This window comes from Chloroflexota bacterium, from assembly GCA_014360825.1.
In the GTDB taxonomy this organism is placed as follows: Bacteria; Chloroflexota; Anaerolineae; order UBA2200; family JACIWT01; genus JACIWT01.
Genome location: JACIWT010000032.1, coordinates 1 through 19,823, shown reverse-complemented (window position 1 = coordinate 19,823; position 19,823 = coordinate 1). Strand labels below are relative to the sequence as shown.

Here is a 19,823-nt window from a genome sequence, read left to right as displayed (position 1 = left end):
AGATTATACCACAAGCCGCCATTTGGCGATAATAGCAGTTTGTCAAACCTTCCCTGGGTTAGTTTTAGAGAACCTACGGGATGGCTCTCTGCAAGCGCATATATCAATTGACGGCCTGCGCATCCTAGTGTATGCTACAGAGCGATGAAACGGTTTCTCTGCGCTCTGATTTTCCTCTCATTGTTGGCAGGGCACGCCATTCCCGTCACGGCGGATTCGGCGGATCAGTTCCTTTGCGGCGGAGTGGTGGCAGGTTTCACAGAGGAAAGAGAGCCAATCCCCCAACGGCTGCAGATGGCGGAGGTTCCGGTCACCGTCAGTCCTGGCGGAGGGACGCTCACTTTCAGCGTGGATGAGAGCGTGGACCCAGCCTACGCGCAGTACATCCTCGACCTGCTCCTCACCGTCTATCCAGTCGCCGTCCGACTCTACGGCCCGCCGGTGCGGAGTCGCCACGTGGTCGTACACTTCGATGACAGCACTCCCGGCTGGTTCTGGTATTCCAACGGCCGCATCATCATCAGCAGTTATCCCCGAATCACCCTGCCTTACACCGGCACGACGTGGGCTCTGCCCAACAACGACCCGCGCTGGGATGCCGTGGTGACCCACGAGATGTTGCACGCTTTCCACGACGGCATCAGCCTGAGCGCCTCCTGGAACGAGGAAGGCATGACGGAGGCTGGGGCGGAACTGGTGGGCGAATACCTCTGGGACGAGCGTATCCGCGACATCCTGGGCCGCACGCCGCAACACAACCTGCTTATGTACGACGTCTGGAGCCAGATGGGCGCTGATGTCCTGGGCGGCACGCCCTACGCCTATTACAAAGCCGTCCCCGATCTCTTCTATCGCACCGTGCCGGCGGTCTTCTGGATGCTCCTCAGCGGGGAGGCAGATGCCCTGGCTGGTTCCTGGGCCGACTACACCTTCCTGGCCGACCTCAACCAGGCATTATACGAGTACGCCGCCACCCACAGTGCCCTCATCCCCGATTCTATATTCTACGAGAAAATCGCCTCGCTTTCACCTTACCCGGTGGACGGGCTACCAGCCGCAGCGTGGGTGCAGAGCCAACCCATTGTCTCCACCGCCGGGTCGGAGGGAACGTTCTTGGCCGTCTATCCGGTGCAGGTAACCATCGGACGGCACGGGCGCAGCATTTGCGTACCGATGAACCCAACTCGGCTCTACACCTTCGCCTTCACCCGCAGCGGCGAGGGATGGGCAGCCCGGGAAACGCTCATCCTGAGCCGGACGGTTCAACTCAGCGTCTATGACATCGCAGGACGATCCGTGTGGGAGGGTAGCGTGACATTGAGCAAGCCGACGGACGATACTTGCGCCTACGCGGGCATAGATACGACCGCCTGGCCTATGGGAGCATACAAGCTTACCGCCACGCTCGACCTGGGAACCGGCCCTATCCGCGCCGAGAACTACTTCTACGTAGGCCCTGATACCACGCTGGCCGAGCAGGGCTTGGGCCTGGTGCTCACCGACAGTCAGGGCAGACTCAGTGACGTTGACCCGTCATCGCCCGATGCAACCGTGCTCTTCAGCCAGAGCAGCGCGGCCGTCCTCTTGCCCCACCACACAGGCCGCGCCCCACTCAACGTGCGGGTCTTCGCGCATCTAAACGACATTCCCCCACCCAGCGCTCCCTACACGCTGTACCTCCCCGTCGCGCAAGTCCACTCCCCGGCGGAGGCCCTGGCCCCCACCCACACCGTCACCGTACCCCTACCCTACACCCGGGTGAAGACGCTGGTCATCGCGTTCTAGTGAGCCGGCAGCCAATGAAAACACCCCTCGGCGAGGAGGGGTGTTTTGCTCCACGTCAAGGTCAGCCCAGGTCAATGGGCGCGCTCAACAGGCTGACCAAGAGTTTGACGGCGTTCTGCACGTCGTTGTAGTCCACCATCTCCGAGGGCGAGTGGACATAGCGGGAGGGGATGGAGAGACAGCCGGTGGGCACGCCCTGGCGGGAAAGTTGAATGGCGGCCGCATCGGTGCCACCGAACTCCAGCACCTCGTACTGGTAGGGGACCCCAGCCCGCTCCGCCGCCTCTGCCAGCACCCGCTTCACGCCCGGGTGGGCTAACATACTGCGGTCGGCGACCTTGATGGCCGGCCCCTTGCCCAGCGAGACAGCCATGGGATGGGCTTCGGGGGTATCGCCGGTGAGGGTTACGTCCACGGCGATGCCCATGTCCGGCGCGACGCCGAATGCAGACGTGGTGGCCCCGCGCAAGCCCACTTCCTCCTGCACGGTGAAGACGAAGTACAGGTCGTGGGGCGAGGATTCGAGGCTCATCAGGGTCTGGGCGATGACGGCGCAGCCGATGCGGTCGTCGAAGGCCTTGGCGATGAGCCGGTCGCCGGCGACGGTAAGCGGCTCCAGGAAACAGGCCACGTCGCCGACGCGCACTTTGACCTCGTCCTTCGAGGCCGCGCCCACGTCCAGGAACATCTTGTCCATCGGCGGGACCTTCTCGCGCTCGGTCCACTTCTCCAGGCCGAAGATGCCCACGGTGCCGTCGGCGAACTGGACGCGGCGGCCCAGGAGACCCAGGCTCCACACCCCGCCCACCGGGGCGAAGCGCAGGAAGCCCTTCTCGTCCACGTGGGTGACGATGATGCCGATCTCGTCCATGTGCGCGGCCAACATCACCTTGAGGCCATCGCTCTTGCCGGCGCGGCGCACGATGAGGTTGCCCATGGCGTCCACGCGCACCTCGTCGGCGTGGTCCTTCACCTGCTGGCGGATGGTCTGGCGGATGCGGTCCTCGTTGCCCGAGGGGCCGTAGGTTTCAACAAACAGTTTGATGAGGTCTTTCACGGATGTGTCCTCCTGTGTGGAAATGTGGTTTATTCGCAGAGAGCGGCTCTGGGCTGGAGTGATTCTTCCTTCAAATAGAGCCAACACTCCTCAAAGTTTCCTTCAAGCGTGCTGGGTCTTTGCACACCACAAATGCCCATTTTCCAAACTCCCCGTGGTGGTTAATCGCTCGCACCCACCGCTTCGCTCCGACTTCTTTCTGCCGGTCCTGTTCCGTCTCGAAGCCCTTCACTTCCAAAATGATCTTGAGTTCACTATTATCAGACCGACGAAAACGGATGAGATAGTCGGGACGGTACGGGTGTTCGTTCCCCTCCCATTCGTACGGGATCTCGAAATCCATGTGGTCATTGCGTGCGTAGGCGATGACCTCGGGCATCTGCTCCAATTGAAAGGCCACACTGTGCTCCCATTTGGGAGCATCCAACACGACGTGGCTGATATGGCTTTTCGTCGTGCCCACGGTGGACCGTACGGTACGGAAAAACACCTCCGACGTGGAACCAATGGGACGAAAACGCTCGATCACTGGCAGAATCGGCGGCTCGCCTGCCTCGGTGTCAGGCTCAATTGCCTGGCTAAGCCGATCGATAATCCATTGCTTGTACTTGAGCAATGCGATCTCCTCCAGCGGGGTATCCTCAGTGAAGAAGACGCGCTTTTCGAGATACTCCCACACGATGTTGAGGACCTGGGGGAACAGGATATGCCGCGCGTTCCAGTCTTCCCGACGGTCTTTGAGCCGCTGGGTGAGTTCAGCAGCGATCTCGTAGACGCTCGCCTGAAGCCGCTTTTCGCGGTGGAACGGGTTGCGGTCCTGAAGCACCTCGGGTCCCGGACCGAGACGGTCTGGTCGCCCAATGCGATACCCGGAAGCAGGCTTGGTGACCACGAGAGTCGGTTCGGTCGTCGGGTCAATTCTCAGGTAAGGTATATCCTCTAAATTCACCCGAATGCGCTGGCGCACATCAAACACGTAGCCATCCACGCGGGGGAAAGTGATTTCCAAATGCTTGCGCTCGGGCAATGCGCGCACCAGGGTGGGTACTTTAGGAGTTTCCCTGCGGCTAACGGGCTTCTTCTTCACCGGGATGACCTCAAAAGGCACACCGTAAACGTCCACGTACTCGGGTTCGGTGAATTCATCGTAGTTCAGCCTTCGCAACCCCCGCCCTACCACCTGCTCGCACAGCAGTTGCGAGGTGAAGGCACGCAGGCCCAGGATCTGCGTCACGTTCTGCGCATCCCAGCCCTCCGTGAGCATCCCAACGGATACCACGCAGCGGATGTCTTTGCCAGGCGGGTCGCCTTCGCCCTCCCATTCGATTTTGCCCACGGTATCCACGGTTTTGCGCAATCTCTCGGCAACCTGTTGTTTGGTCTCTCCCTCTACCGCGCTCTCCGCCTCCTTGAGCAGTTTGGTGTCAATACGCAAGGTCACTTCCTTCGCCCCAGCCTTTCCCAACGTCGGGGAGGGGTTTTCCAATTCGGGAAGGATGTTTCCTCCGGCGATGTGTTCGAAGACCAGTTTTGAAAGGTCGGTATTGTCACAGACAGCGATCAGTGCAGGTGGCACTGGGGAACCCCTCTCCTGAAAGGCTTCGAAGGTTTTCTTCCATTCTGAGGCAAGTGTTGCCAACGCGCCCTCTGCCTCGCGGAGTACCGACTCGGGCTTGGCGCGGCGGCGGGTGGTCTGCCGCTCAGAAGCAGGCAACCGCTGGTTGATGTGCTCCCACAAGCGGAAGTATTTGGGAATGAGGGCGCCCGTGTTGTCATCCACTGGCACGCGGGGGATTTTCACGATGCCGCACTCGATGGCGTCCACCAATCCAAAGTCAGAGACGATCCAGGGGAAAGGCGCGCCCTCATCGTAGCCGCTGCCTTTGATATAGAAGGGTGTGGCGGAAAAGTCGGCGCAGAAGTGGATGCCCCGCACAGCGTTGATCTTGTCCAACCCACTCACCCAGACCGTGGCGGCACGAAACTCTTCCTCTAACTGTTCGCGCTCTTCACGAGACAGCTGTTTGACTTCTTCTGGTGAAAGGGGTTGCGCAGGGCGATAAGCATGGTGCGCCTCATCATTGATGACGAGAAGGTTCTGTTTGTTACCCAGTTCCTTGAGCACCCGGCGGCAGAAAGCCGTGTCGCTCTCAGGTCCACGCTGCACAACACCACGAGAGCGTGAATCGTCCTGGGGTTGGAACAGATGCCAGTTCGTGATGAGATATTTGCCCTGCTGGAGGCGTTCCAACATTCCTCGGGGTAATAGGTCAAAACGGACGTAGTAGTTCTTCGGATGCCAAGGCAGGAGCACCTGCAAGCGCTCCCGGATAGTCAGGTTCGGGCAGACGAGCAGGACGGCATCGGAGAAACGGCGGTCCTGAGGGTTGGCGAGTTTGTTGAGCACCTGCCAGGCAATGACCATGCCCATGACGACGGTCTTTCCGCTTGCAGTGGCCATTTTGCAGGCATAGCGAGTCAGGGCTTTGTAGCCTTTGGCTTGGCTTTCGGGGTCGTTCGGCTCGTCTCTGGGAATCACGATGCCCTGCTTCTCGGCTGGCGACGCTTCCACCAGCCAGATGAGAGTCTCGGCAGACTCCCGTTGGCAGAAAAAGAGTTTGCGTTCGCGTTCGGGGTTGTTCCAATGAGTGAGCAGTTGCCTGGTGAGGGCTGTGACACCGGGATAGCCCCTCTCGCGCCAGGCTTTCACCCGCTCTCGGATGGCGTTGACTGTCTCCAGGGGGATAAACTCCTCCTCGAACATGGAGACCTGCGGGCCACGGGTGCGGGGTCTGAGATAGTAGCCAGCCGGGCGGCGACCTTCGGCCAGCACCGGCTGCCCCTCTTTGTAATCCCAGTAGCGGACCGGCTCCTCGAAAGGGGAGTTGACAATGGGATTATCTACCAGCAAGGCCCTTTCTTCACTCATACCCCTCACCCCCCAATCTCATCACCCGCATCACCTCATTCCCCCGAAAGTCGATCACCTTCACCGCGATGCGCTTGTGCTCACCTTCCTGGAAGGGGAACGAGACTGTGCCGCGCATCTGCTCGAAGGCCTCGGGGTCGATCTGGGCTCTGAGAGCCCGTTGGAGTTTGTTCCAGGCGTCGGCATCGCCGGGGAAGAAGGCCTGACAGATGTGAAAAGTCATGCCATCATAGTCAGTATCGAGGAACCATGCCGCCACGTCGGACCCACGCGCGTGTTCTGTTTCGCCCGTCACCGGGTCGTAGATGTCCACGCCGGCCAGTTCTACGACGTAGGTGGCTCCCTCCACCGCCCTCCCCGTGGACGGGGCAGGGGAAATACGCACGTCGGGCTGACCGAAGACGGTGAAAATCTGGCTGGCGCGGGTGGTTTTCAAAAGGTCGCCCACTAAAACATCTGGCGCGATGTTAGCGAAATGCACCTCCAATCCCTTCACCGGCGCTTTCTGGATGAGCGCTTGGGCTTCAGGATCGAAACTGAAGCCGGCGAAGATCAGCACGTGGTAAGCGTTCATTCGCGCCGTGGGGATGGCCTCTTGCACTTGAAAAGCCGTCACCGGACCGTACTGGGGCCCAAAACTGATAGCCACCCGCAGGGTTTTGCCGTTGCGCTCTATCTCCGCTTCGGCATGGAGTTGGCCCAAGTTCTGCAGACGCAAGTTCTGGAGTTCCATCTTCTTGCCACCGGGGAAGAGCACACCGCCTTGTTGCTGTAGGAGGTTCACCATTGTGGTCAGATAGTCGCCGCCGCGATCACTGATCCGAGCGCGGGTTTCCTCCTCCTCAAACGGCAGGATGGGCGCCTGGGTCGGGTCCTCGATGGCTGGCACGGGGATGGCCTCCACCGTAAAAGGTCCCGAAACCCGCACCACGCCCCGTTTGACCTGCGGGCGGTCGTAGAGGGTTTCCTGCGGAGCGTTGCGCTGGATGCTCTCGTCAATCTCCTGGCGCTTGGCGCGCTTCGCTTCCCAGAAGCGGCGCAGGGCTTCCTTGGCTTCCTCAGGCCAGTCGTCCGGGGGCATCGGGTCGGGCACCTCGTCCAAGCCCTCCCAGCGGTGTCCCGTCAGGCGATAGACCGTCTCCAGCAGCGGCGTGGCCTCCGTTTCGGCGCCCAGCTTCCCTGAACGCTTGAGTTCAAAGAGCTTGGAGTACGCCTCCTGCGCCTCCTTAGGCCAGACAGGATGGGGCACTTCGCGGGGGACTTCCCATTCTTTCCAGGGCGAGGCATGCCTCGCCCCTACAAGTGCCCGGTTCAAATCCGCCAAGGCTTGGTCAATCTCGGGCTGGTACTTGGCGGCGATGGCGTCAATCTCAGGGTTCTTGGCGATGCTCTCCAGGGTGATATGGGGGACGGTTTCGTAGAAAAATCCGCCGGCGGGGCCGCGCTCTGGGTCGCGGAGTTCGTAGTAATCGAACCTGGACGTCATCAGCCGCTGGCGGGCGATGGCCAGCGCGACGCGGCTGGTGTCGCAGGTGATCCAGCGCCGCCCCCACTTCTCGGCGCAGTAGGCAGTGGTGCCAGAACCGCAATTGTGAACCACACACACTTCGGTGATGAACGAGTGCGCGCCCTCCACTTCGATGTCGTAGACCTCTTCTTCAGTTAGCTCTGAGCGAATCTCGATAATCCGCGCCCCCAACCGCTCTGGTCCAAAGAACACGACATCGCCGACAACGAGGTTCCCCGTCTCGATCCATTGAGCATCTTCCCAGTTCATCTGGTTCTCACAGGTCAGGTGAATGGCCTCGCAGACCTGATCCGAATCTCGCTCCACTTCACGGGCGGGAATGTGTAGTACATGTAAGCCGAGCGATTTGAGGTAGGCATCGCGGACGGCGTCGTGAGCGATGGCAGCTTCGGTGCCATGAAACTCAGCACCATCCACCTCGACGACGAGGCGAGCCTCACGGCTGTAAAAATCGGCGATATATGGACCGATGGGGTGTTGGCGACGGAAAGTAAAACCGATTTGACGGTTGCGCAACCGTGCCCAGAGTTTTCTTTCAGGCGGTGTCATTTCCCGTCGCAGCTCTTTGCTTCGACCTCGTAATGCTTTGGGAATCGCAGACCAGTCGCTCTGTCCACCCAGTGTGCGCGGGCGGAGCTTAGCTAGTACTTCATGGTCGGCAGTAAGCCAAAGCGTGGTATCAGAGAGGGAGTGGCGGATGCCAACCATCTGTCCCTTGAACTTGCGGCGAATGACGCGCAGGACGCGATGGGGTGTTCCATCGTGAGCCAGCACCCAATCGCCGACCTGGATGGTTTCGATGGGGACGAGGGCGGCCCCACCCCGGCCCTCCCCGTACACGGGGAGGGGGTCTTCTTCCCCCCGCGTGCGGGGGGACTGAGGGGGGCCACCCACCACCCACACCCGCGTCCCCGCCCGCACACACGTTGGGTCAAAGACCAAATCGCCCGGGTCGGTGGTCATCAGGATGCAGCGCTCGATGACTTTGGTGTTGGTCTGGACAGCGTAGAGCATGTCGCGCTCGCCCATTGTGTCATCCCAAATATTGGTAAGAGGCGTAACTGGATAATCATTCAAATAGCGGACATATCGGACCGTATCTCCTGCGACAACGATTCTATCTCCATGTGCCAAACGATTTAAGCCCTCTGAAGAAGTTGACCAGTGCCTGTTTGGCGGAGGTATGAAATCCCGTCCATTGAAACGAAAACTGAATGATCCACTCTCGGTCCAGCCCTGTGACGTCATTGCTACTGCCTGAAAGACCCTAGAATCGTCTAACGAAACCGTCTCACTACCAGTCAATCTGTGCCTGCTACCATCTGGCATTTCCACATGGGTATACTGTTCCCCTTTGCCTTCGATCGGGGATGAAGGCAGGAACAGCTGGCGGTACTTCATTTGCGTCTTATCTCGGCTGTACCACAGGAGGTAATCGCAAATCATGTCTAAGCCCCTCGCGGTTTTCGCTCCTGTCTTCCTGAACGCCACCACCGCCACAAAATTCTCCCGCCCGAACACCTCATCCAGCAGGCTGCGCACCAGGTGCAGGTTCTCGTCGTTGATCTGCACGAAGATGGAGCCGCTCTCGGTGAGGAGTTCGCGGGCCAGGAGCAACCGGTCGCGCAGGTAGGTGAGATAGGAGTGGATGCCCAGTTTCCAGGTATCGCGGTAGGCTTTGATCTGCTCCGGCTCGTGGGTGAGGTCTTCGTCCTTGTCCTTCACATCGCGGCGGTCAATGCGGGGCTGGAAGTTGCTGGAGTACTTGATGCCGTAGGGCGGGTCCACGTAGATCATCTGCACCTTGCCCGCCATCCCCTCCTTGACCAAAAGGGAGTTCATCACCAGGAGCGAATCGCCCAGGATCAGGCGGTTGACCCAGCCGACCTCGTGCTGGTAGAATTCAATCTGTTGGTCGGCGGGCAGGGGCGTTTCGCCAAAGAGGCTGAGTTGCAGCGGCTGCGGTCGGCGCACGGCGTCCAGGATGGCCCGCGTGGCGATGCGCTCGTGGATGTGCAGCGAGACCACGTCCACCTCGAAACTGGTGTGTTCGGCCTTGCCCGCCCACTGCAGTTGCGGGTCCAGGTGCGGGTCATACTGGTAGGAGGTGGTTCGGCGCTCGCGAACCTCATAGGTGGGGGCGATGCCAGCGGGCGGGTTGTTCGGACGTCGCGCTTCGTCGTGGCGGTAATCGCCTACCGCCCTCTCGCTCTTGCCTTTGCGTCTCGGAGCCATGGTTCACCCTCCTTCCGTCGTACTACTACAACTATTCCTCCCGCAGATCCATCACCTGCACTACAATCCACCGGTGCTCGCCCAGGCGCGAACAAAGATGGGGTGGTGCCGCGCAATCCCTGTTACAACTGCACGCGATCCGTGTTACCCCTCTTGCGCAATAGGCAGTCTTCGAATACGCAGGGCAGCGTCTTCCAGCGCCACGATCGCTCCCTCAAGCAACGGCCTCTCGATCTCAGGCCATGTGCTCATCATTCGGGCGAACAGGTTATCCGGGTGGGTATTGCGAAGGCGGAAAATGATGACCGAAGGTGCCGGTTCACCAGAAAAGGCCAACAGGTGGCCATAGTCGAGATCGTGCGTCACAATGACCTCTTTATTTGCTTTGGCCTCTTCAATAATTGCCACGTCACTCGCTTGAGCCATTCCGATATCGCCCACGTGACGACATTCATGGCCTCTGGCTGCCAATCGCCTGCCCAGTTCCCTGGGCACATTCATGTTCAGCAAGAACTTCATTCGGCGACCGCTTCTTCTAAGGGCAAAACCCTTTCTTCCATGACCCAGGCGGCGTAGCCTAGGGCCTGGTAGATGTCCTCTCGCTCCAATTCAGGCCACTCTTTCAAGATCTCGTCCACTGTCATTCCTGAACTCAGATAACTGAGAATAGAAGCGACCGGCATCCTCAGCCCCCGGATGCAAGGTTTCCCGAAGCACTTATTCGGATCTAAGGTGATCCGACCGAATTTATAGTGGCGGATTTCCATGCTCGTCCTACCCTCCATCAACCTTATGGTTTGCCCCGTCCATTGCCAACCTACACTACCCATTCCCCAAAAGGCCAAACACTGCACCGCGAAGCGCTGGTGCTCGCCCAGGCGCGAAAGAAGAGGGGAGTGATATTGCGCATCCCTCTCTGCAACTAAAGGGCAGGGGATGGCTTGACCAGCGCTATATCCTCCAACACCACTCGTCGGAATACTTCCAGATCGCCGAACCGCTTGCGGGCATCCAGGATTTCTATGCCAGCAATCCGCCCGTCCGCAGCATAGTCCACTGCAATTCCTTCGGCCACATGCTCGGTTGTCACGGTGGTTTCAATGAAACGGATGTATAGCGCATCCACTTCCGTGTCGTATGTGATTCTCATTGGCTTCACACCTCAGCAGCCAACACCCTCACTCCCGCCTCAACTCCACCCCCGGCAACTTCACCAGCGCCGCCTTCATCAGTTGCACCGTGTGGTCGAAGTCGTCCAGGCTGGTCATGCAAACAGGCGAATGGATGTACCGCGCTGGCACAGCCGCCACCGCCGAGGGCACGCCCTCCTTGGTGAGATGAATGGCCCCCGCGTCCGTCCCGCCGACCACGGGCTGCTTGAACTGGTAGGGGATGCCTAGTTCCTCGGCGGTCTCGATGAGCAAGCGAACCAGTCGCCGGTCGGTGATGACGGAGCGGTCCATGATGGTAAGGGCGGGGCCACCGCCCAACCGGGTGGTCGGGCTGACATCGCGCTTCTTGGGCATATCATCGCAGACGGTGCCCTCCAGCACGAAGGCCACGTCGGGCTCGATGGCGTAGGCTGCCACCCGCGCCCCGCGCAAGCCCACCTCCTCCTGCACTGTGAACACGGCGTACAGGTCGAAGGGGTACTTCTCCTGGAGCAACTCGATCAGGACGGCGCAGCCGGCGCGATCGTCGAAGGCTTTGCCGATCACAGTGCGCTGGCTGCTCCCCGGCACCTCGGCGAACTGGGTGTGGAACATGACGTAGTCGCCCACCTTCACCAGGCGCTCCGCCTCCTCTTTGCTGGAAACGCCGATGTCTATGTTCAGTTCCTCGGGCTTGGGCACCTGGGTGCGTTCCGGGGGGCGCAGTTTGTGAATGGGTTTGAAGCCGATGACCCCGGGCACTTTGCCATCGCCGATCAGCACTGCCTTGGCCAATAGGACCCGCGGGTCCACGCCGCCCACCGGCAAGAAGCGCAGCGTGCCGTCCTTCTCGATGTTGACGACCATCAAGCCAACCTCGTCCATATGGGCGGCCACCATCACCTTGAGCGCCTTTTTGCCGCGCCCGCGTGCCTTCTTGAGGGCAATCAGGTTGCCCAGCGCATCCACTCGCTGCTCATCCACGTGTTCGGCGATGGCAGCGGCGATGATCTCGCGCACTGGCTCCTCGTGGCCCGAGACCCCATAGGCTTCTGATAATTCCTTAAGCAATTCGACCTCCTCTACTGGCGAGTGGGAAGACCCAATACTTGAGCGAAATCCTCATTGAGGGCGACGATGAAGGCGGCCAACAGGCGACCGGTGCGCTCCACATCCTTGACGGAGAGGGTCTCCACTGCAGTGTGCATATTGCGCAGGGGGATGGAGAGGAGCGCCGTGGGGATGCCCTCCCGCGCCACTTGGATGGCCCGCGCATCTGTGCCTGTGGGCCCAGGAGCCGCTTCGATCTGATAGGGCAATTCATTGGCCTTGGCCACCTCCACCAACTTCTCGTACATCTTGGGATGGATATTGGGCCCGAAGGCGATCGCCGGGCCCTTGCCCATCTCGATGCTCTCCGCCTCCGAAAGCCCGGCCTGCCGCCCGAAGCCCACGTCAATTGCCACGCCCACATCTGGGGCCAGACCGTAGGCGCTGGTTACAGCCCCCTTGAGTCCGACCTCCTCCTGCACTGTGGCCACAGCATACACATCCCAGCGGCGGTGCATCGTCACCAGGCGAGCCAGACAGTCGGCGATAGCGGCTACTGCCGCCCGGTCGTCGAAGCCCTTGCCGGCCAGGTAGTCGCGCTGCAGTTCCACCACCGGGCGCTGGATGGTCACGAAATCCCCAGCCTTCACCAGAGAGGAGACCTCGCCCTCGCTCAAGCCCACGTCAATCAGCAAATCATCCAGCGGCACGACCTTGTCGCGCTCCTCTTCGGGTAGCACATGAGGTGGGCGAGCACCGATGATGCCGGGCAAATCGCGGCTGCCGTGCACCACCACCTGCTGTCCTAGTAAGGTGCGCACATCGAACCCGCCCACGGTGGTGAAGCGCAGGAAGCCTTTGTCCACGACGGTTACCATCAAGCCGATCTCGTCCATGTGTCCGGCCAGCATGATGCTGCGCCGGGGAGCACCTTCGTCGGGTGTGCTGCGCACCAGGGCGATCACATTCCCCATAGCGTCGGTGCGCACTTCGTCGGCGTAGCGGGCGAATTCCTGGCGCACGATCTCGCGCACCTGGTCCTCATAGCCCGAGACGCCACTGGCCTCGGAAAGGGCCTTCAAAAATGCTTTGATGTCCACTGGCACCTCCAGCCAATCATTGCGTTGATAGTGCATTCGCCTGTCTATAGGCGACAAGCCGATTATAACCCCCGGTCAAGGATTTGTCAACGCCAGGGCTGCGGAAGCGAAATGCGAGCCATGGTTGCTCCCTTCGCCCGCATCTCCTTCACTTCCATCGCCCCGCTATCTACGATGCTCTGGCACGCCCCCAATGCGGGCCACGCGCACCTCACAGGAGATCGCCAAACGCATGGGGGTGCGCAGCGCAGACCACAGAGCAATCCACTCTTCCATTTCGGGGGCGCGAATCCTCACCTGCAACGCGCTACTGCCTGCCAGTTCCCCTCTGAGATCCGCACCACTCAGCACCGCATGGTCGTAGAGGGTCTGCAGGACGCGAGCCAGGAGACGCATCTCTTCCTCTGGCGTGGCGGCGTAAGGCGTCAGCAGGTAGTAGAGCACCAGTTCCAGGGGCGATCCCTCCTCGTGCAATGGGCTGCCCACATCGGTGCGCCGCGCCCTCGACAGGGCGTGTTCCGTGACGCGGTAGAGATACAGCGAGAGCCGCGACGGGCGGCCGGCGGGCAGGTCTGCGGGCGAAGCGAAAGTGATGGCGCTAGAGTCGGTAACCAGCGCCGGCTCGGCGGTCAAGCCCACGAAGAGCACTGCCCGCAACGATTCGCTCACATCCACCAGGGCGGAATCCTTCATGTTCAGACTCTCCTATCGCACGGATTTCTTCAACATCACCGGCATATACACGAAACTTTCCTCCGGTGTACTGGTCGGCGAGGGCGAGGGGCCTATGGTCGGGGTCGGGGTGGCAGTACGGGTGCGCGTGACAGTAGGGGTCAGTGTGGGCATGGCGGTGCTGTATTCGATCCGCAACTGATCCACGACCGGCGACGCGGTTTGCGTCGAATTGGTGACCAACGCGATGCGCCAACGCAGGTCACTGCCCGTGCTGGCGAAAAAGTGATCCGTGCCGGGTGTTACTGTTTCCCAGGTCGTCCCACCGTTGTTAGACAAATAATAGGTGACAACGCCCCCGTTCAGTGTGACAGTAGGCGTCAGGCGAGCGTACAAGATGTTTGCTGGGACGGTGTCCACGGTCAGCGATTCGGCTACCGCCGATGGCAAATAGGTTGGGTCGGGGTCCACCAATCGCTTATCAGACGCCCAGACCGTCGCCCCGCCACTGGCGATGCGCTGACCATACACGTCTGCGGTGCTACTGCGCTTGTCCGTCCAAAGTACCACATCCCGCGCTGTCCGCAGGGAGGATGCGGGGGTCCCTCCCACCGAAAGCGTCCGTCCGCCGGGCCACAAAAGTCCGCCACTGGCATTGAGTGCCTGGCCCTTCGGATAGGAGCGGAAACCTTGCCCGGTGACGTAGGCCCAATCGTACCACACGACGCGGATATTGCCCGCGTCGTCTGTGGTTACATCCGGGACACTGTGGTCGAAATCGGTGCCGCTGCTCACCACCACATCGCTCGACCACACCCGGCTCTTGCCCGAGATATTGACCATCTGCGCGTAGATATGCCGTTGTCCAGCCAGGTAGTTCTCCCAGGCAATGGCGGCGCGGTTAGAATCCAGGAGCGCCACACTCGGCTCCGCCGCATCCGCACCCTCGACATTGGTGTTCACTTGTAGATCTGATGACCAAACCCGTGTGCCCTCCGCCGTCAACACTTGGCAAAAGATGTCCCGCTCTACCGCCAGGTATGGTTCATCACGACGGTCTTCCCAGACCACCAATGAACGGCCATCCGGAGCCACTGCCACGTCCACGTTGAAGTCAGGCTTAGCCACATCATCGGGCACTGGAACTGGTCCCGCCCACGTGAGCGTACCGCTGATGTCCAGGCGGTGCGCGTACAGGGCACTCACATCGGGATTCAGGGGATCCTTCTCAATCCAGGCTATCACGCCATTGCCCCCGCCGTCTATTCCCACAGCCAGTGTATTCAGCCTCAATGCCGCCGGGACCTGGCGGATTTCCACATCCCCTGTCCACAGGGGGTCAAAGGTGCCATCGGCCAGCAGACGGCGCGCATAGACCCGATCCTGGCCATCCCCGCCTAGATTGCCCCAAACAATGATCGAATTCCCACCACTGTCCACCGCAATCGCAGGCCTGACCGGGGAACCGGTCAGAGTAGTGATCAGGACATCGCTCGGCCACTGCCGTGCCCCGTTGGAATCGAATCTCTGGGCGTAAACATCCCAGAAGCCACGACGCGTGTCCACCCAGGTGACCACAACGGTGCCACCTGGCGCTTTCGCTAAGTCCTGCCGTTCCTGGTACGCGGGGTACCATTCCGCGCACACCCGCCCAGTGATGGGCCACAGCAGTGCCCCGCCGGTGCCAATGCGCTGGGCGTACACCGACGAGCCGATGGTCTCGTCGCCAGCCAACGCCACGAAGGCGATCCCACTGCTATCTACGGCTACGTCTGCGGCATTGGCCTGGCGGATTTGCACCCCGCCTGCGGTCCAGAAGACGTTGCCCGCACTACCGAACCGTTGGGCGCGTGCCAGGGAACCCTGCACCCAGACGGCCACCGGCACGTTGCCGCCCCCGAGCGCCAGTCCCAGCGAAGAGGCACTGCCGTTCTCATCCACGCTGAGGGCCAGCGGACTGCCCCACTGATTGGCACCTCCCGCGGAAACCCGCTGTACGTACACTCGACGGGCAGACAGCGGCCCCTGCAACCAGGCGATGTAGGCCGCGCCACCCGATTCCGCGCAAATCTGCACTTCGCGCGGGCTGCCGGATTCCGGCACAGCGACAGCGGCGTCCTGTGTCCAAAGATATGTCCCAGTGGGAGAAAGCCGCTGTGCATACACCCCGATTCTGCTTGCCGTCCGTTCATCCACCCAGGCCACCACCGCGTTGCCGCTCCCGTCCATGGCCACGTCGGGATCGACCTGGTCCAACAGCGTCTCGTAGCGGCTTACTTTCACGGCGTTTGCCCAGATCCGCGTCTTATCCGGCGACAGACGCTGAGCGTAGATCGTCCACTTGCCGCTGATCTTCTCGCGCCAGACGATCACGGCCTCTCCGCTGGCATTGGCAGCCACAGCTGGCCGGGACTGGGGATTGACGCTGGGAGAGACATCCAGAGGTGATGCCCAGGCCAACGTTCCATCAGGGTTGATGCGCTGAGCGTAAATATCAGACATAGCGTTTTCCCAGACCACGAGGGCTCCATTAGCGCCCAGGTCCACCACATCGGCGTAAGAGGCGGTGCCGGTGGCGGGGCTCACTCGCACATCAGTGGCCCACAACCGCGCTCCAGCGGGACTGTAGCGTTGGGCATACAGATGCCGCTCTCCATCGCGCAGGTCCTCCCACACTACCCAGGCGTTGCCAGCGCTGTCGAGGGCCACGGCGGGGTGACCTTTTGCCTCTCCACCGGGATGGCGCGGGACGCGCAGGACACCGCTGGCCAGATCCCACTCTGCGGTCGTGGCTGGCCAGTGGCGATAGGTCACCGTTGAGAAATCCTCGGTGAAGGCGGTTACGGTGGTTCGCACTATCGCGAGGGGCCTCTCTGCATCTGAACGGGGAACAACAAAGAGGGCCACCGCCGACAGCACCATCGCGATGCTCATCACCCACTGTATGAGGGATCGAATGCGCTGTCCAGGGTGGCCCGGCTTCAGGGGAACATGGTTAGACGTCAACGTTTCTACCTCCCTATAGTTTGTGGTAGTTGCGATTATACTTTAGGGTGCAGGAGTGTCAAAATAGGGGTGCAAAACGGTATAAACCGCTTAGTTGACAGCAGAAAAGAGGCAAAATATAATGCGCCCAAGCAAGCCCTTGTAATCGGCGAAGACGACCCGTCCACTTAGGAGGCCTTTTGAAACGAGTATTCACGCTGTGTCTTGTGGCCTCGCTCGTTCTCCTGCCTTTTCTCCCCAGCAGTGCGAATGGGTTTAACGGCTATTCGAGCACCATCGCGGGCATGGTGGCCCAGGTATCAGAGGAGGAGATCATCGCCCACATCTGCCATCTCCAAGACGCAGATGAAGGGCCCTACTGCAATGAGGACGGCAGTCGTTACTCCTATAACACGGTGGCCTTGACCCAAGCAGCCGACTACATCCAAGATCGATTCGAGGTCCTAGGGCTGGACGTTACCCTCGACCCCTTCACCCTGGGAGAATTCACCATTTACAACGTGGTGGCGACTCTGCCAGGCGCTGGCCCGGGCACCGAGGGTTATTATGTCATCTGTGCCCATTACGATTCTATATCCGATGCCGTTTTCGCGGACCCGCAAGCCCCCGCCCCCGGCGCCGATGACAATGCCAGTGGCACTGCCGCCGTGCTGGAAGCGGCCCGCGTGCTGAGCGCTCACCGTTTCGCCCACACCATCCGCTTTATCGCCTTCGCCGGTGAAGAGCAGGGACTCTGGGGCAGCAGACACTATGCCTCCGAGGCCGCTGGGCGTGGCGACCACATCCTGGGCGTGATCAATCTGGATATGGTGGCCTGGGACAGCGACGGTGACCGTGCCGCCGATATCCACTGCGGGGATTTGGTTCTGGAATCGAGCACTCTGGGCGATGCGGTGGCCAGCGCCATATCACGCTATGACATTGCCCTCACGCCCGAGAAAATCACTGCCGGAGCAATTCCAAACAGCGACCACGCTCCCTTTTGGTATGAGGGCTACCCTGCCCTTTTACTCATCGAAGACCTGAATGACTTCAACCCCCATTACCACACCACCCGCGATGTGCTGGCGTACCTGGATACTACTTTCGCCACCGAATTCACCCGCGCTGTGGTGGCCACCATCGCGGAACTGGCTGTGCTCACGGATCAGCCCGCAGTGAGTTACTGGGTATACCTGCCCTTCGTCCAACACAATTGAGATTTCCCGCTACCGACGCCCAAAACGCATCCGGATTTAAATAAACATAACCAACTAAATGTCCCGCACTATAATAAACCGAATCCGGGGGTTTGGTATGGCGACAAGTTGGCGTTGGTTGAGGTGGTGGCGGGCTCGTCGGCGTCGGCGTCGCCCCCGGAGGCGGAGTGGCCGTTGGCGCACCAAACCACGCCTGACAAGCAGCTGTTCCACAGGCGGCAGTAGTACAAGGCGCGGAAATCCCCGCACAACTGGAAACTCCACAAATCACTGCCGTCGAGCCAGAAGGACAGGTTCCGGTAAATTGTCCTCCTTGACAGTTCCCGTCAACCGTCCCATTACTGTAACAGCAAGTCTTATAAAGCCCACCAACAGTACAACCGTTGCTACCGCACTGCCCGGCGTACAAATAAGGGGTTCCCTTACAAGTATCCGTCGCCCCACAGTAACTATATTCCCAAGTGGTCAGAGTAGTAAGTCTTCCTGTAGCATCATTTACATACACACAACAAATGGGATCATATTTATAAGTCCAACAAGCTTGGTCGCTACAGGTACTCGGGCAACCGCAACAAACATTAGGGGGTGGTTGTTGGGGACAAGACTCTGACCCCCACGTTACATATGCATAATCCTTAGGACAGCACGGAGACCCATCAGGGGCGCAGCTAAGTGCCGCCAAAGCAGTTCCTTTTGCTTGGAACAAGCCAATAATCAAAACGATAAGAGTAAGTAGAACAGCAATTAAGATTCTTCTCATGCGATTATTTAAAAATTTTTAGCCTCTGGTTGTCTTGTTCTGCCCAAATGATTAAGTTGTATCTTTCTTCTTCCTCTTTAATTGGCGGCCCCAGGTTGCCCAAAGTTTCTCCTTCTTTTACCCACCTAAGATTCGGCAATGCCTCACCAGAGAAAATGTACCTCACTCTTCTATTCTGATTTTCTATTACCAACGAAGGATAGAAAGTTATGCTTTCCGGGCCCTTTCTAAACCCAGCCATAGCGTAGGTAGCTTCCCCTTCCAAACAGCTAACAAACTCCGTTCCTTCCCGAGCAAGATGAACTAGTTCGTCTTCGTTATCGGCAGTTTCTCGAATCTTAATCCCTAAACAATCACTTCTCTGCTTAAAGGGGCATTTAATCTGGAAATTGCCTGAAGTTTGGAAATATATCGGCTCTTCTTTTAATCCAGGGGGACTGGAGAGCTTAAGGTTGAACCACAGTAAACCACCAGTTAAAGAAATTAAAACTAACAAAATAACAAGCTGAAATCTCTGACTCCGGAAATCTATTTGGGCAGCCATTAACTAAAATTCTATAAGAACCAAAAAGGCAAATCAAGTACTATTTTCCTGTTATGTAAAGAATTCTCCCGTCTTTACTTCTTGCTAAGAAATTAAAATCTGTATCGTGAGAACTTGCCATTCCACAATTGTAACCAGGGTAACGAGAGGTCATCTCAACTGAACTGTCCACCATTTTCATCACTGGAGTTCCGGCAGGCACCCTAGTATCGTGACCAGCAAGAAAAGCTCCCTTGCCCATAGTGAGGCCGTATAATATATTTGGCTCCACGTCCTCGGCGTGCAGAGTTAAAATAGTTTCATAAGGATTTTCCAGATTGATAACTCGGGCTTTCGCCGGGGCAAAGGAAATCGCGCCATTAGGGAGTTTAAGGAGAAACATGCTTCTTCCCTTAATTGTTTCCCCCAGCGTTACCTCGAACCCGCCAGCTAAACTTTTAACATCAAAAGGAAAGGCAAATTTGAAATTGTTCTCGTCAATAAAGTTTTCATTAAACACCTTTTGCGCTTCCTGGGGAGAAACCGGAGCAAATAGACCTAAATGTTTTTCCGTCAAAGTGGTGGCGGTGATTTCAATCCTTTGTTTTTCCGCATCCCAGTAAGCCACCGATTGTCCATCAACATCTGCATACTCCCACCTTGCATTCCGGGAATTCCAAACCTCATCCAGTCCCGGTAAATCAAGAGGTTTTATTTCTGGCGTTGGCCGTTCGGGGGTGGGGAGGCGGACAACTGTCCCCACAACGCTCGAATCCATCTTTGCTCCCTCCAAGCACCTGTCCAGCCAGTATCGGAAGGCATGAGGGT

At 59.1% G+C, this 19,823-nt stretch carries 14 protein-coding genes; 2 read left to right on the top strand and 12 right to left on the bottom strand.

What is annotated here, in order from left to right; translation table 11 throughout:
* Positions 1–144 precede the first annotated feature (144 nt).
* A complete protein-coding gene (locus H5T64_12685; protein MBC7265194.1) occupies positions 145–1,785 on the top strand; it encodes a hypothetical protein in 1,641 nt (546 codons plus the stop codon).
* Positions 1,786–1,846: 61 nt separating this feature from the next.
* Here H5T64_12685 and H5T64_12680 read toward each other — a convergent pair whose 3' ends face one another.
* The 10 genes from H5T64_12680 to H5T64_12635 all read right to left on the bottom strand — a co-directional run bounded on the left by H5T64_12680 (position 1,847) and on the right by H5T64_12635 (position 16,513).
* The gene (locus H5T64_12680) at positions 1,847–2,842 is read right to left on the bottom strand and encodes a M42 family metallopeptidase (protein ID MBC7265193.1); all 996 of its coding nucleotides are present in this window, start codon (positions 2,840–2,842) and stop codon (positions 1,847–1,849) included.
* Between the two features lie 70 nt (positions 2,843–2,912).
* Positions 2,913–5,771: a DEAD/DEAH box helicase family protein gene (locus H5T64_12675; protein MBC7265192.1), complete on the bottom strand. Its 2,859-nt coding sequence runs from the start codon at positions 5,769–5,771 to the stop codon at positions 2,913–2,915.
* The gene (locus tag H5T64_12670; GenBank protein ID MBC7265191.1) at positions 5,764–9,534 is read right to left on the bottom strand and encodes a DUF559 domain-containing protein; all 3,771 of its coding nucleotides are present in this window, start codon (positions 9,532–9,534) and stop codon (positions 5,764–5,766) included. The genes H5T64_12675 and H5T64_12670 overlap by 8 nt, the downstream gene beginning before the upstream one ends.
* A 144-nt stretch (positions 9,535–9,678) precedes the next feature.
* Complete coding sequence (locus tag H5T64_12665; protein MBC7265190.1) at positions 9,679–10,053, bottom strand: DUF5615 family PIN-like protein; 375 nt, start codon at positions 10,051–10,053, stop codon at positions 9,679–9,681.
* On the bottom strand, positions 10,050–10,301 hold the full coding sequence (locus tag H5T64_12660) for a DUF433 domain-containing protein (GenBank protein ID MBC7265189.1): 252 nt from the start codon (positions 10,299–10,301) through the stop codon (positions 10,050–10,052). Before H5T64_12660 ends, H5T64_12665 begins: the two co-directional genes overlap by 4 nt.
* Before the next feature lie 155 nt (positions 10,302–10,456).
* Positions 10,457–10,684: a DUF2283 domain-containing protein gene (locus H5T64_12655; protein MBC7265188.1), complete on the bottom strand. Its 228-nt coding sequence runs from the start codon at positions 10,682–10,684 to the stop codon at positions 10,457–10,459.
* A 28-nt stretch (positions 10,685–10,712) separates the two neighbouring features.
* Positions 10,713–11,756, bottom strand: a complete 1,044-nt coding sequence (locus tag H5T64_12650; protein ID MBC7265187.1) for a M42 family metallopeptidase — start codon at positions 11,754–11,756, stop codon at positions 10,713–10,715.
* An 11-nt stretch (positions 11,757–11,767) separates the two neighbouring features.
* Positions 11,768–12,835, bottom strand: coding sequence for a M42 family metallopeptidase (locus H5T64_12645; GenBank protein MBC7265186.1), 1,068 nt, complete (start codon positions 12,833–12,835; stop codon positions 11,768–11,770).
* Positions 12,836–13,000: 165 nt separating this feature from the next.
* Positions 13,001–13,528: a DUF4255 domain-containing protein gene (locus H5T64_12640; GenBank protein MBC7265185.1), complete on the bottom strand. Its 528-nt coding sequence runs from the start codon at positions 13,526–13,528 to the stop codon at positions 13,001–13,003.
* A gap of 12 nt (positions 13,529–13,540) precedes the next feature.
* Positions 13,541–16,513, bottom strand: a complete 2,973-nt coding sequence (locus tag H5T64_12635; protein MBC7265184.1) for a hypothetical protein — start codon at positions 16,511–16,513, stop codon at positions 13,541–13,543.
* A gap of 179 nt (positions 16,514–16,692) precedes the next feature.
* Between H5T64_12635 and H5T64_12630 the strand changes: the two genes are divergently transcribed.
* Entirely contained in the window at positions 16,693–17,712 is a 1,020-nt protein-coding gene (locus H5T64_12630; GenBank protein MBC7265183.1) for a Zn-dependent exopeptidase M28, read from the top strand.
* Positions 17,713–18,476: 764 nt separating this feature from the next.
* On the opposite strand, the gene H5T64_12625 is transcribed toward H5T64_12630, so the two are convergent.
* Positions 18,477–19,016: a hypothetical protein gene (locus H5T64_12625; GenBank protein ID MBC7265182.1), complete on the bottom strand. Its 540-nt coding sequence runs from the start codon at positions 19,014–19,016 to the stop codon at positions 18,477–18,479.
* A 40-nt stretch (positions 19,017–19,056) separates the two neighbouring features.
* Positions 19,057–19,773: a hypothetical protein gene (locus tag H5T64_12620; GenBank protein MBC7265181.1), complete on the bottom strand. Its 717-nt coding sequence runs from the start codon at positions 19,771–19,773 to the stop codon at positions 19,057–19,059.
* Positions 19,774–19,823 lie beyond the last annotated feature (50 nt).

What these genes read in the sequence shown, in the direction of transcription:
- H5T64_12625 (MBC7265182.1), bottom strand. Translation starts at nt 19,016, where the DNA reads ATGGCTGCCCAAATAGATTTCCGGAGTCAGAGATTTCAGCTTGTTATT.
- H5T64_12640 (MBC7265185.1), bottom strand. Translation starts at nt 13,528, where the DNA reads ATGAAGGATTCCGCCCTGGTGGATGTGAGCGAATCGTTGCGGGCAGTG.
- H5T64_12620 (MBC7265181.1), bottom strand. Translation starts at nt 19,773, where the DNA reads ATGGATTCGAGCGTTGTGGGGACAGTTGTCCGCCTCCCCACCCCCGAA.
- H5T64_12660 (MBC7265189.1), bottom strand. Translation starts at nt 10,301, where the DNA reads ATGGAAATCCGCCACTATAAATTCGGTCGGATCACCTTAGATCCGAAT.
- H5T64_12675 (MBC7265192.1), bottom strand. Translation starts at nt 5,771, where the DNA reads ATGAGTGAAGAAAGGGCCTTGCTGGTAGATAATCCCATTGTCAACTCC.
- H5T64_12665 (MBC7265190.1), bottom strand. Translation starts at nt 10,053, where the DNA reads ATGAAGTTCTTGCTGAACATGAATGTGCCCAGGGAACTGGGCAGGCGA.
- H5T64_12655 (MBC7265188.1), bottom strand. Translation starts at nt 10,684, where the DNA reads ATGAGAATCACATACGACACGGAAGTGGATGCGCTATACATCCGTTTC.
- H5T64_12670 (MBC7265191.1), bottom strand. Translation starts at nt 9,534, where the DNA reads ATGGCTCCGAGACGCAAAGGCAAGAGCGAGAGGGCGGTAGGCGATTAC.
- H5T64_12685 (MBC7265194.1), top strand. Translation starts at nt 145, where the DNA reads ATGAAACGGTTTCTCTGCGCTCTGATTTTCCTCTCATTGTTGGCAGGG.